Source organism: Chitinibacter fontanus, assembly GCF_013423785.1.
GTDB lineage: Bacteria > Pseudomonadota > Gammaproteobacteria > Burkholderiales > Chitinibacteraceae > Chitinibacter > Chitinibacter fontanus.
Window position 1 is genome coordinate 1853771 of sequence record NZ_CP058952.1, and the last position, 12204, is coordinate 1865974.

Annotated in this window: 10 protein-coding genes and 1 pseudogene; 2 read left to right on the top strand and 9 right to left on the bottom strand. The window is 51.3% G+C overall.

What is annotated here, in order from left to right; all coding sequences use genetic code 11:
* Nucleotides 1-10 precede the first annotated feature (10 nt).
* The 8 genes and pseudogenes from ptsP to corA all read right to left on the bottom strand — a co-directional run bounded on the left by ptsP (nucleotide 11) and on the right by corA (nucleotide 8197).
* Nucleotides 11-1737: pseudogene (gene ptsP, locus HZU75_RS08585) on the bottom strand (phosphoenolpyruvate--protein phosphotransferase).
* Nucleotides 1738-1823: 86 nt separating this feature from the next.
* Nucleotides 1824-2096 (bottom strand): HPr family phosphocarrier protein, encoded by a 273-nt coding sequence (locus tag HZU75_RS08590; protein WP_180305694.1) that lies wholly within the window; start codon nucleotides 2094-2096, stop codon nucleotides 1824-1826.
* 15 nt (nucleotides 2097-2111) lie between these two features.
* Nucleotides 2112-2510: a PTS sugar transporter subunit IIA gene (locus HZU75_RS08595; RefSeq protein ID WP_180305695.1), complete on the bottom strand. Its 399-nt coding sequence runs from the start codon at nucleotides 2508-2510 to the stop codon at nucleotides 2112-2114.
* A gap of 198 nt (nucleotides 2511-2708) precedes the next feature.
* On the bottom strand, nucleotides 2709-3767 hold the full coding sequence (locus HZU75_RS08600; RefSeq protein ID WP_180305696.1) for an FAD:protein FMN transferase: 1059 nt from the start codon (nucleotides 3765-3767) through the stop codon (nucleotides 2709-2711).
* Nucleotides 3758-4705 carry a glutathione synthase gene (gene gshB / locus HZU75_RS08605; protein WP_180305697.1) on the bottom strand — a complete coding sequence of 316 codons (948 nt, stop codon included), beginning with the start codon at nucleotides 4703-4705 and terminating at the stop codon, nucleotides 3758-3760. The genes HZU75_RS08600 and gshB overlap by 10 nt, the downstream gene beginning before the upstream one ends.
* The gene (gene gshA / locus HZU75_RS08610) at nucleotides 4705-5979 is read right to left on the bottom strand and encodes a glutamate--cysteine ligase (RefSeq protein ID WP_180305698.1); all 1275 of its coding nucleotides are present in this window, start codon (nucleotides 5977-5979) and stop codon (nucleotides 4705-4707) included. The genes gshB and gshA overlap by 1 nt, the downstream gene beginning before the upstream one ends.
* Nucleotides 5980-6121: 142 nt before the next feature.
* Entirely contained in the window at nucleotides 6122-7150 is a 1029-nt protein-coding gene (locus HZU75_RS08615; protein WP_180305699.1) for a tetratricopeptide repeat protein, read from the bottom strand.
* Nucleotides 7151-7234: 84 nt separating this feature from the next.
* Nucleotides 7235-8197, bottom strand: coding sequence for a magnesium/cobalt transporter CorA (gene corA, locus HZU75_RS08620; protein ID WP_180305700.1), 963 nt, complete (start codon nucleotides 8195-8197; stop codon nucleotides 7235-7237).
* 240 nt (nucleotides 8198-8437) lie between these two features.
* Here corA and HZU75_RS08625 point away from each other — a divergent pair, with 240 nt between their 5' ends.
* Nucleotides 8438-8704: a hypothetical protein gene (locus tag HZU75_RS08625; protein WP_180305701.1), complete on the top strand. Its 267-nt coding sequence runs from the start codon at nucleotides 8438-8440 to the stop codon at nucleotides 8702-8704.
* A 47-nt stretch (nucleotides 8705-8751) separates the two neighbouring features.
* Here the strand turns inward: HZU75_RS08625 and HZU75_RS08630 are convergent, their stop codons facing one another.
* On the bottom strand, nucleotides 8752-10473 hold the full coding sequence (locus tag HZU75_RS08630; RefSeq protein WP_180305702.1) for a choice-of-anchor I family protein: 1722 nt from the start codon (nucleotides 10471-10473) through the stop codon (nucleotides 8752-8754).
* A gap of 270 nt (nucleotides 10474-10743) precedes the next feature.
* On the opposite strand from HZU75_RS08630, the gene mgtE reads away from it, so the two are divergent.
* On the top strand, nucleotides 10744-12180 hold the full coding sequence (gene mgtE / locus HZU75_RS08635) for a magnesium transporter (RefSeq protein WP_180305703.1): 1437 nt from the start codon (nucleotides 10744-10746) through the stop codon (nucleotides 12178-12180).
* The last annotated feature ends 24 nt before the right edge of the window (nucleotides 12181-12204 follow it).

The window sequence follows — 12204 nt, forward strand, 5'->3', positions numbered from 1 at the left end:
AACAATCCAGTTAGCTATTTAGCTGCTGGAGCAAAACTCTTAACTGCTCTTCATCATCGGCTTTGAGCATCTTGCTCACCAATGGTTTGATTCGGCTTAGCTCTGCAGTGAGCAATTGCTGTTTCACCTTCAAGAGCTGAATCGGCAGCATTGAGAAGCGGCGCAAACCTAAACCCAATAGCAGGCGCGTCAAGCTTGGATCACCTGCCATTTCGCCGCACATCGACACTGGTTTTCCCATTTTGTCGGCTGTATTAATGATGTGTTTTAGAAAATGTAGGACCCCAGGGTTAAGTGGGTCATACAAATGACTGACTGCATCATCATTGCGATCGACTGCCAAAGAATACTGAATCAAATCGTTGGTACCAATCGAGATAAAATCCAAATGATTAAGAAATGCACCCACGGCCATGGCAGCGGCGGGCACTTCAATCATGCCGCCTAGTTCGATATTCTCATCAAATGCAATGCCTTCTTCACGCAATTGAGCTTTGATGTCGTCTAAATGCAAACGGGTTTGTTTAACCTCATTCAGTGCTGACAACATTGGGATCAGCAATTTGATTTTGCCAAATGCAGATGCTCGAAGAAGTGCGCGTAGCTGGGTACGGAACATTTGCGGCTCAGCCATGCATAAGCGGATACCTGTTAAACCCAGCGCTGGGTTTGGCGCAGCTCGCTCGATTTGCCAAGACGGAATTTTATCTTTGCCCAAGTCAATTGTCCGAATCACCACCGGCTTGCCTTGCATGGCTTGTGCAACCTCACGATAAGCGAGAAATTGCTCCTCTTCTGTCGGCAGATCATCTTCTTTCAAAAATAAAAATTCGGAACGGAACAAGCCAATGCCGCTGGCGCTATTTTCTAGTGCTAGATCACAATCGTCGGGCAATTCAATATTCGCAGTCAGTTCAACCTGGGTGCCATCGAGTGTTACAGCCGCTTGGGTACGAATATCTTGCAGCTTGGCCTGTTTAATCAGCCACTCATTTTGGCGGAATTGATACTCAGCCAAAATCGCATCATCTGGGGCAACAATCACGCAGCCCTTAATGCCATCAACAATAATCAGCTCTTGCTCGCGGATGATTTCCCGGGCATTGCGTAGTGCCAAAACCGAAGGTAAATCGAGCGAACGTGCCAGAATGGCTGTGTGCGAGGTAAGACCGCCGACATCGGTAATAAAGGCTTTGTAACTGGTGTCTTTGAAGAGCACCATATCGGCAGGTGAAAGATCGTGTGCGACGAGAATACAATCGTCGCCATCGCAGCTAGGGGCATGGTTGCCATGTTCATGCCCTGCCAGAGCTTTGAAAATTCGCTCGGTAACTTGAATAACATCGGTGCGCCGCTCGCGCAAATATTCTTCTTCAATCTCATCAAATTGTGCCAGCAGAACATCGAGCTGCTGTTTCACCGCCCATTCAGCATTGCAGCGTTGCTGTTCGATAATGTGGCGGGGTTCTTTTGATAGCGTGTGATCATTGAGCAGCATAATGTGCAAGCTCAAGAACGCACCCAATTCTGCGGGGCATTATCGGGAATACTGCCCCACAGCATTTCCAGCTCTTTGCGAGTGCTGCGGATTGCCTCATCGAAGCGTTGTAATTCGGCAGCAAGGCCATCGGCAGGGATCTGATAATGCAGTATTTCGATATCGGCTTGCGATACCAAATGGGCATGACCAATGGCGATACCGCCACCCACGCCTAAACCATGTAGGCTAATACTCATCAAATCCCTCCTGACACAAGGCCCAACTGCATTGTGCTGCTGGTGCAGGTGTCGTGCGCTCTATTGGCGACGATCACCTATTTTTATTATTCGCCTTCGCCAAATTTATCGGCAACTAAAGCGATCAGTGCATCGAGTGCTTTTTGCTCATCCGGTGCATTACTGGTATCGATGATGATTTTGCTGCCTTTTCCTGCCGCTAGCATCATCACGCCCATGATGGATTTGGCATTCACACGTTTCTGATTGCGGCTTACCCAAACTTCGCATTGGAATTGGCTCGCCAATTGCGTAAATTTGCTCGATGCTCTGGCGTGCAAACCCAATTTATTGATGATTTCTACTTCTTGCTGCGGCATTCTACTCGTTCCTTATTACGGCTGACTGCTTGGTAACATATACAAAACGCCTTCTAGGCCACCAGTGATCGCTTTACTGACCGCGATATCCAAAGACTGGTGGCTGTAGGATAGTGCGCGTACCAACATTGGCAAGTTAACCCCAGCGACCGCTTCTACCTTGCCGGCACTGATGAGTCGATTGGCAACGTTAGATGGCGTGCCGCCATAAATATCGGTTAGCAATAGCACGCCTGAGCCATCGTCTAGCTCGTCGATCAAGGCTTGTGCACGGCGCAAGACTTCATCGGGTTCGTCAGCTTTGCTGACCGCAAGTTGCCCTAGGTTCGGCAAAGGGCGTCCCATAATGTGCTGTGCACATGTCATCAAAGCCTCTCCCATCGAATAATGGGTCACAATGATTATCCCTACCATGCCGAAATACGTCCTTTTGCAAGTCCTACTGCCTTGTGAGCATTAGGTTTTTAAATCCAATGAAGCATCATATAAAGTTTTTGCTATTTCAGCAGCATGAAAAATGCCAAATCACTGGAGTGCAACAGTCGGTGCGCCTGTTGGTGATCTTAGCGGTAAGCTGTGAAGGTAAAATTGACTTCGCCCAAGGTCCGCGCATTAACGCAAACGATATAAGTGCGTCGGTTTTTTTAGCCATTTAATGCGGGCTTGCAAGCTAGCAGAAATAAACGCATCTCCCTGCTCGTTAATGACCAAGACATCTTTTACGCCAAAGCGCTGTGCATACATCCAACTACTGGCTACGCCACCAATGAACATTGGTTTGGTTGCCACATCCGAGATCAGGCCGGCGTTCTGACTGGGTGGGGCAATAATGCTCACCGCTTGTACACCTTGAGCCGGTTGTCCTGTGCGAGGGTCGATCAAATGGCTGTAGCGTTTATTGCCCAGCATAAAATAACGTTGATAATCACCCGAAGTACCGATCGATTCGCCATCTTTGAGGGCAATAGTGGCCATCGCCTCGGGTTGGCGTGGATGTTGTAAACCCACCGTCCAAGGTTCTTGGTCTTTTTTTCCGAGCGCCAAGACATTGCCACCAATATTGATTAAAGCATTTAGCACGCGTTGCTGGCGTAGGTATTTCGCCGAATGATCCAGCGCCCAGCCTTTGGCAAAGCCACCCAGATCAATTTCAACTGCAGGGTTGTTGCTGCTGACATTGGCGCCGTCGATCACTAGATTATTCATTGTTGGCTGCGCAGCTAGCAGCGCAGCAATCTTCTGTTGATCGGCAATAACAGGGGCAAAGGTGTCGCGATGAAAGCCCCACAATGTCACCAGGCCCCCAACGGCAGGGTTGAACAACTGATCGCTTTGCTGCGCGTAGTTTTTCGCCGCGTTTAACATCGCCAGCAATTCCAGATCGACCTCAGTGGTTTCACCATTTTTAAAGGCGGTATTGAGTCGGGTGATCTCCGAGGGCTGCCAAGCATGCAGTTTGCGGTGCAAGCGATCAAGTTCGGCCAGCACCGCCGCTGCATGTTTGGCGGCTACTGCTTCATCTAGCCCATAAATACTGATTTGCACCCGAGTGCCAAATACATAACTTTCTTGTTGGTACAGCTCGTTTTTGCCGCAGGCTGTCAGCAAAAAAGCCGTGGCAAGTAGCAGGCCACGGCTTAGCAGGCGAGAAAAGTTGTGCTTCACGCGCATTTTCTTTCGAGCGCGTCGATAAACAACGCGGCGACATTGATGCCCGATTGGGCGGTGATTTCCTGAAAACACGTGGGGCTGGTGACGTTCACTTCGGTTAGATTCTCGCCAATGATGTCGAGCCCAACCAGCAGCAAGCCCTGCGCCGCCAATTGCGGGCCCAGCGCCTCGGCAATTTCGCGATCGCGTGCTGACAATGGGCGCGCCACGCCCGCACCGCCTGCCGCCAGATTGCCACGCGTTTCGCCATTTTGCGGAATCCGTGCCAAGCACCAATCCACCGGTACGCCGTCGATTAGCAATACGCGTTTATCACCATCTTTAATTGCGGGTAGATATTTTTGCGCCATTACCAACCGTTCGCCATTATGGCTAAGCATCTCCAGTATGCTGCCCAAGTTAGCATCCGTATTGGTGATGCGGAAGATACCCGCCCCACCCATCCCATCGAGCGGTTTGACAATCACATCGCCATGTTCGCTGACAAAGGCGCGAATATCGGCCATATTCTGGCTGACCATCGTCGGGGCGATATATTGTGCAAACTGGAAAATCGCCAGTTTTTCATTAAAGTCGCGCAGCGCCTGACCACGATTAAATACCTTCGCACCTTGCGCCTCGGCGAGACTAAATAATTGCGTGGCGTATAAATATTGCTGATCAAACGGAGGATCTTTGCGCATCACCACTGCATCAATATCGCGCAAGGCGATGGTGCGTGCTTGTTGGACGTGATACCAATCATGATTGACCTGTGAATCCGTAAAGCCAATCTGCTGCGCTGTAGCCTCGACCACACCGTCTTTTAGCCGTAAATCACCGGCCAAACACACCCAAACCTGATGCCCGCGCGCATTCGCTTCGCGCATCATCGCGTAGGTCGAGTCTTTGTAAATCTTAAAGCTATCGAGTGGGTCGGCGACAAACAGGATGTGCATTACAGGCTTCCTTCTTCCAGCTCGAGTGAGCCCGCGAGCAGCGCTAAGCGTGCCACAACGCCGTAGGCATAAAAACGATTGGCTTCACAATCGGGTGAGCCATCACAGTCGGGTGTTGATAAGGAAGTCGCAAAGGCCAATGGTTTGAAGTGCATACCGGGCGCATTCAGGTTTTCGTCGATACCACGGCCAGTGTGTACGCGGTAAAAGCCGCCAATCACAAAGCGATCGAGCATGTAAACGACCGGTTCAGCAACGCCATCGTCGATGGTTTCAAACGTGGGTACGCCTTCTTGCACGATTACATCGTGAACTTCTAGGCCTTCTTTAATCACCGACATTTTATTGCGTTGCTTGCGGTTCAGCCCCACCAACTCTTCGCCCGATTTCACGCTCATAATGCCCATGCCATAGGTGCCGGCATTGGCTTTGACGATCACAAATGGGGTTTGATCGATGCCGTACTCAGCGTACTTGGCCGCAATTTTGCTGATCATGGTGTCAATGGTGGCGGCCAGCTTTTCTTCGCCTTCGCGCGCATGAAAATCTAGCCCATCGACATGTTCAAAATAGGGGTTGATTAGCCAAGGGTCGATGTCGACGATCTGGGCAAACTCGGCCACAACGCGATCATATGCCGCAAAATGCTCGGTTTTGCGACGCACAGCCCAGCCAGCGTGTAATGGAGGTAATAGGGTTTGCTCGATGTTTTTCAGCAGGTCCGGAATCCCGCCAGATAAATCGTTGTTCAACAAAATCACGCAGGGGTCGAAATCGGCCAGACCGACTCGGTTGCCGGTACGAATCACTGGCTCTTGCAGCATTTTGCTGCCATCCGGTAAGTCTAATTCGGTCGGCGCGCTAATTTCAGGATTCATACTGCCAATGCGTACCACCATCCCGGCTTGGCGCAAAATTTTAGCTAATGCGGCGACGTTTTGTAGATAAAACAGATTACGGGTGTGATTTTCCGGGATCAACAAAATGCGGCGCGCATCTGGACAGTAACCTTCCAAGGCCATCATGGCGGCCTGAACCGCCAAGGGGTGGAAGTCTGGGTTCAGATTGTTAAACCCACCCGGAAATAGATTCATATCCACCGGGGCCAACTTGTAGCCGGCGTTGCGCAAATCAACCGAGCCGTAAAATGGCGGCGTGTGTTCTTGCCACTGATTACGCAACCAATGCTCAATTTCGGGCTGGGCTGCCAGAATTTTGCGCTCTAATTCAAGTAATGGACCGGTGAGGGCGGTAGTGAGGTGCGGCACGCTCATGGCGGCTCCAGCTTCAAATAAGTGATTGAATAAGATATGGCGCCAGTCGGTACAAATTCAAGATCGGCGTAAGATTTTAATATACCGCCATGGCGTATTTCTTTCTTGCTTAATATCAGTAAGGGCTGTAGTGCAATACCGGCTAAGTGTTCGGCAGGTATTGCCGGATATTACTGAGATCGATCGCGGGAATGCTCCAAGACGTTGTGTTGTTCTCATGCAGCAAATCAAGCTGGCGACCAAAGTATTCAATGCCATTCAAATCATTCAGCGCTGCGCAGTAACCCGCCGCTTGCGCGCTCAGCTTGGCTTCGATGTGACGCATGCCATCTTGATGCGCCAGCCTGATGCCGCGCTCAATCATCTCGCGGGCCATTTGCGGTGAGCCCTGCAAAAAGCGCACTTCAGCCAGCATCCCTAGTAAATTACACTCGGCCCAGTGTGATGGCGTTTCCTGCATGGAATCTAAGCACTGCTCGAAATAGGCTTCGGCTTGTGCCAAATCGTGATTTTTGAGTGCAATAGTGCCCAGATGCAGCAAGGATTCGGTGACGTAATGGCCAAAATGGTATTGTCGGCTCAGCTCGGCGGTTTCTTGCAAAATCAGCGAAGCATCATCGCTTTGACCTGCATTGTATAAATCCCAGCCCAAACTGAGCTTGGCTTTGATGTGGAGTAGCGGTTCAGGATGAAGTTTCAGCAAGTGCAGCGCGGCGCGATGGAATTCAACTGCTTGCAGGTGCTGGTTGTATGCGCTACAGACATGGCCTAAACCAATCAGTGCTAACACATGTGCATGTCCGCAATGGCGCAGCGCGCGGCAGGCAATGATGCATTGTTTCCAATAGGCCAGTGATTCGGCATATAAGCCACCGGTGTAGCGATCACGCCCCAAGCGCTCCATCACCTGTAGCGCCAGTAGTTTCAGATCGTTTTTCTCGCACAACTCCAAAGCCGACAGCAGCAATGTGCAATCGTCATGCCGCTCGCCAAGCTGGTTGCGAGTAATGGAGATAAAAATGCTGGCTTGGACTTGGGTCGCAATATCTTGCGCACGCAAACTATCGACCAATAGCGCTTGGCTTAAATGCAAAACCGCAGCGGGCTCGCTATAAATGCGGCGCTGGATTTCAGCTATCCGTTCGGAGGCGTTAAGAGTTGGCGCTGTCATTACTGGGTCGTTTTGCAATATGCCAGTCTGAGCAATAGCGCATTGTGCACCAAATTGCCACTTGAAACGACCATTGGTGCTTAATTACAGCCAACCCTTACGTTTGAAGAACCAGTATGGGGCAATCCCCGATAAAACCATTAAAATCAAGGCCGCAGGATAGCCCCAGTTTTCTGATAACTCGGGCATGTGCGCAAAGTTCATGCCGTAAATCGAGGCTACGAGCGTCGGTGGCAGGAAAACTACACTGGCGATCGAGAAGATTTTAATAATCTTATTCTGCGCCAGATTAATCAAACCCATCACTGCATCCATCAAGAAGTTAATCTTGTCGAACAAAAACGCGCTGTGGTTATTGAGCGATTCCAGATCGCGCAAAATCTCGCGCAGATCGTTTTCCTGCGCGGCGGCCAGTTGGCGGCTGCGCAATAGGAACGATAGCGCCCGGCGGGTATCCATTAGATCTAGCCGCACTTTACCGTTGATGTCCTCATGCCCGGCCAGCTCGGCCAGCGCCTGGCCCATTAGCTCGTCGGTCATCTCGGCGCTGTGATCGAGTACGCGGCGACTTACGCCATCGAGTTTGGCGTAAATTTCTTCCAGTACATCCGCATCATATTCAACTGCCGCATCGTAAATCGCCAGCAAAATTTCCTGTGCGCTCGCGACAAAACCGGGTTGAACCCGTGCACGCAGCCGGAATAACCTAAACACCGCCAGTTCTTCCTGGCGAATAGTTAGCAACCGGCCTTCATTTAATAAGAAGGACACCGTCACGTTTTGGTGTTCGTCTTCGGCATGGGTGAGGAAAAACGAGCTGATGTGGACACCATTGTCATCCACATAACAGCGGGCGGATTCTTCCAAATCTTTGAGTTCTTCGTCTTCGGGCAGCTCTAGGTGAAATACCCGTTGTACCAGCTCCCGTTCCTCATCGGTGGGGTCCACCATATCGACCCACAGCACTTCCGGTCGTGATAAGTCTTCCGGCACCAGGGCAGGAACTTGAATCAAACGGCCAGCAGAGAGAACGAAGGCATTGAGCATGAACGTACGCCTTGAAAAACGATGAAGAATGCGCGCCGATTATACGGCAGGCAAGACAACTCGGGGGAACTGAGCATTCATATGCCCTTATAGCGCCTGACTTGCGCCAATTACAAGTTGCACAGCGGGATATATTGGTGGCTGTGTTTATTTTTACGGTTTGCCTGCGGCAACTTATTCACAGCTTTGGGGCGGCATTTATTTAGCATATCAATATCAGATCAATTAGGAGTGTGCCTCATGTCGACACCTCGCATTCCACCATTGCGGATCATTGAAAGCAGCCCCACTCCAGTGCGTCGGCAGCCTGTCATCGCACCAACACCCAGTAAAGCGCCCAGACGGCTATTAGGTGGCTGTGTCGTGCTATTGGCATTTGCTGCGCTGATTTTTGGTTGGATTAGCTCCAAGCAGATTTATCCAGTGTTTCATCTCCCCGTAGTTTCAGAGCTGGCGATAGTGGCGGCTTTTCCACTGATACTGTTGGGGGTGGTGAAATTATCGTAATTGCGGTGGCTAACTACCTTGAAGAGTAGCTAGCCGACCGGTATTGCTTACTGAATAATGCTGAAAATGCTGGTGGTGCCGCTGACTTCATTACCCACAATCAGCAATGGCTCGCCAGTCGGTGAGTCTTTGGCGCTGACAAAACTTAAGCCTTCCGGGCCAAGGTCGCCCGCATCTTTGTTTTCTTTCGCGTCAAAATTGCGGGTACTGGTGTAGCCAGCAAAAACTGGCGCCTGCGGATTGCTGATGTCGTAGGCCATAATGCCGCTCATCCGCTCCAGGCCAATGAAGGCATACTGACGCTCACCAATTTTGCCCACTGCAACCCCTTCCGGCTCTGGGCCTTTATTATCGCTGCGATCATCAAAGGCGGTTTTGCTGTGGCTGGTATTGAAGTACTTTGGCTCCAATTTGGCTAATAGCTGTTCGAACTGATCGCCTGAATCCCAGATTAATTTGCCATTAGCATCGCGTATCGAGAATGAGCGCCCGCCAAACGCCACCAACTGGTCGTAAACCAGTTTGCCGTCGGCATTGAGTTTTGGCAGCCCATCGAGCCCGACTTGGTAGCCCTGAGTCCAGGCAATGGTTAAGCGGCCTAGCTGCTCGTCGCTGGCGCAATCGCCGGCACTCAGCTCGGTTGCCCCGCAATAGGCAAACACGGCAGGGTTGAGTACCGCACCTTTGGCCAATTTGGCCAATTGCGGCGGCAGCTCTTTTTGCCCGGCAAAGCCGTCTTTGTGTACTAAATTCTTCACGCGAATTTCTTCAACAAAACCTTTGCTGGCATCACCGGCCCAATAGGCTTTATCGTCTTCACCCCAGGCACGCGAATCGCCTTCATTGGCCATAACTAGGTAGGTATTGCCGTCAACGCTATAGCTGGCAATGCTGTCAGGTTGATACATGCCTTTCACGCCGGGCCAGGTGCGGATATTGATTTTTTTGTCTTTATCGCTGACATCCAAGCCATTGCCTGCAAGGCCATGATCTTTTAGCCCCAAAGGCAGCACTGCGGCGATTTTCCCTCGCTGCAGGTCTACCTTGGCCAGCGCATTATTTTCTTGCAAAGTTACCCATGCTGTTTTGCTATCAGGGGCGATCGCAATGTATTCGGGTTCAAGGTCTTGCGCTGCGCTGGCGTAGGGGCCGTCAATGCGTACACCAGCTTGGCGCAATTGTTTTTCCTGCCCATTAAAGGCGCGGAAGTCGGCAGTACGTACGCTTGGTTTTTTGATATTTTGAATATTGATAATGCTCACCGAGCCTTCCGGATCAATCTGATAATCCGCACTTGGCTCGCCTTCATTGGCAACCACTACGGTTTTGCCATCGGGCGTGAAGGTGAGCATATCGGGCTGCGCGCCCACATTCACGCTGCTGATCTGGCTTAAATCAGCGGCGCGGAAAAATGCCACTTTGCCAAGATCGGTTTTAACTGGCGCTTCGATGGCAATGGCGACGATGCCATTTTTAACGGCCACGCTATTGACCACGGCCTTGGGCAAAATGGCGGTGGCGGATAGCTCACCCACTGAGACGGGTTGGTTGGGCTGACTTAAATCGAGGACTTCAACCACACCTTTTTGCGCATTTACCACAAAACCGCGTTTCGATTGCGGGTCAAAGGCCGGAATCTCTGCGGCGCTTTTATCAAACACATTGGTGCTATAGCGACCGAGTAAATTCAGTACCAGTGGCGTCGGTTCTGCCGCCATAAGTGGGCTCATACTCAACAGCGCACTGGCAAGCAGCAGGCAGCGTTTCATGGTGCAATCCTTTAAAGAAATCTGTGCAGTATGTGCTAGCAACGCAGCACAAAGCTTTGATCATAGGCGTGCTAGATGACAAAAAGATTGCAAGTTACATTGGCGTAGCGCGGATTGGTCGAAAAGTCGCAATCGCGGCAAGGCACGCTGCAATGCATCATGTATTACACTGCTGCGTGCTAAACTGCGCCGCACCCAGCAACCCCATGCAGTTTGTTCGCTAGCGCTTTCACAAGAAGCCTAGACATCGTCACCCGCAAGGCCACCGTTATGACCGTTATCAGCCGCAAACCACAAGAAAGCCTGCAGGAAAGTCTGCAACAAGTGATCCGCTTGCTCGAGCGCCATAAGCTCGTCGAAGGCATGGTGCATAAGCAGGAAATGGCCAAGCACGATCTGGTTGAGCAGCTGGTCCATCGACAGAACCTGACCGAATTACAGATGAAGCTGGCGGCGCTACACCCGGCCGACATTGCACACATTCTGGAAGCCCTGCCGCCGGCCGATCGCTTGACGATCTGGGGGCTGGTTGACGCGGAAGACGACGGCGAAATTCTGCTTGAAGTGTCGGATGCGGTGCGTGAATCTCTACTGGCCGATATGGCGCCGCACGAAATGGTCGCCGCCGCTGGGCAGCTCGATACCGACGAGCTGGCCGATCTGGTGCCTGATTTGCCACAGGAAGTACAAAGCGAAGTCTTGGGCACGCTGGATGCGGAAGATCGCGCCGAAGTGCAATCGGCGATGTCGTATACCGATGATCAAGTCGGTGCGCTGATGGATTTCGAGATGGTGACGATCCGCGCCGATGTGCGGCTCGAAGTCGTGTTGCGCTATTTACGCCGTTTTGACGAGTTGCCAACGCACACCGATAAGCTGTTTGTCGTGGATGATGAAGAAATCATCAAGGGGGTATTGCCTCTTAATAAACTGCTGGTAAGTGATCCAGAGCAATACGTCGGGGATGTAATGGCCGACGATGTGGTGATTTTCCAGCCCTTTGACGATGCGGGCGAAGCGGCGCAAGCGTTCGAGCGTTATGACTTGGTTTCCGCGCCGGTAGTCGATTCCAACCACAAAGTGATTGGCCGCATCACCGTCGATCAAATGGTTGACGTGATTCGGGAAGAATCCGAGGCCGAAGTCCTGTCGCTGGCCGGTTTGAAAGACGAAGACCTATTTTCCAGCGTGGGCAAGGCGGTAAAAAATCGCTGGCCGTGGTTGGCGATCAATATTTGCACTGCCTTTGTGGCCAGCCGCGTGATTGGCGTATTTGAGGATACGATTTCCCATCTGGTAGCGCTGGCCGCGCTGATGCCGATTGTGTCGGGTATTGGCGGTAACACCGGTACGCAAACCACAACGCTGATTATTCGTGGTTTGGCCTTGGGGCAAATTACCACGTCAAATACTCGAATGCTGCTGATTAAGGAGCTGGGCATTGCCGTAATTAATGGTCTGGTTTGGGGCGGTGTGCTTGGCGTGATTGCTTGGGCTTTATATGGCAAATGGGATTTAGGTTTGGTGATGACGGCCGCGATGATGCTCAATATGCTGGTCGCCGCCTTGGTCGGGTTGTTTGTGCCGCTCACCATGCAAAAGCTTGGCCGTGATCCGGCGTATGGCTCGTCAGTGATGATTACCGCGCTGACTGATAGCTTGGGGTTCTTTATTTTTCTTGGATTGGCGACGGTGTTTTTGATGTAGGTATTGATCTACAGATATTGACCT

What these genes read in the sequence shown, in the direction of transcription:
- HZU75_RS08590 (WP_180305694.1), bottom strand. Translation starts at nt 2,096, where the DNA reads ATGCCGCAGCAAGAAGTAGAAATCATCAATAAATTGGGTTTGCACGCC.
- HZU75_RS08595 (WP_180305695.1), bottom strand. Translation starts at nt 2,510, where the DNA reads ATGGTAGGGATAATCATTGTGACCCATTATTCGATGGGAGAGGCTTTG.
- HZU75_RS08600 (WP_180305696.1), bottom strand. Translation starts at nt 3,767, where the DNA reads ATGCGCGTGAAGCACAACTTTTCTCGCCTGCTAAGCCGTGGCCTGCTA.
- gshB (WP_180305697.1), bottom strand. Translation starts at nt 4,705, where the DNA reads ATGCACATCCTGTTTGTCGCCGACCCACTCGATAGCTTTAAGATTTAC.
- gshA (WP_180305698.1), bottom strand. Translation starts at nt 5,979, where the DNA reads ATGAGCGTGCCGCACCTCACTACCGCCCTCACCGGTCCATTACTTGAA.
- HZU75_RS08615 (WP_180305699.1), bottom strand. Translation starts at nt 7,150, where the DNA reads ATGACAGCGCCAACTCTTAACGCCTCCGAACGGATAGCTGAAATCCAG.
- corA (WP_180305700.1), bottom strand. Translation starts at nt 8,197, where the DNA reads ATGCTCAATGCCTTCGTTCTCTCTGCTGGCCGTTTGATTCAAGTTCCT.
- HZU75_RS08625 (WP_180305701.1), top strand. Translation starts at nt 8,438, where the DNA reads ATGTCGACACCTCGCATTCCACCATTGCGGATCATTGAAAGCAGCCCC.
- HZU75_RS08630 (WP_180305702.1), bottom strand. Translation starts at nt 10,473, where the DNA reads ATGAAACGCTGCCTGCTGCTTGCCAGTGCGCTGTTGAGTATGAGCCCA.
- mgtE (WP_180305703.1), top strand. Translation starts at nt 10,744, where the DNA reads ATGACCGTTATCAGCCGCAAACCACAAGAAAGCCTGCAGGAAAGTCTG.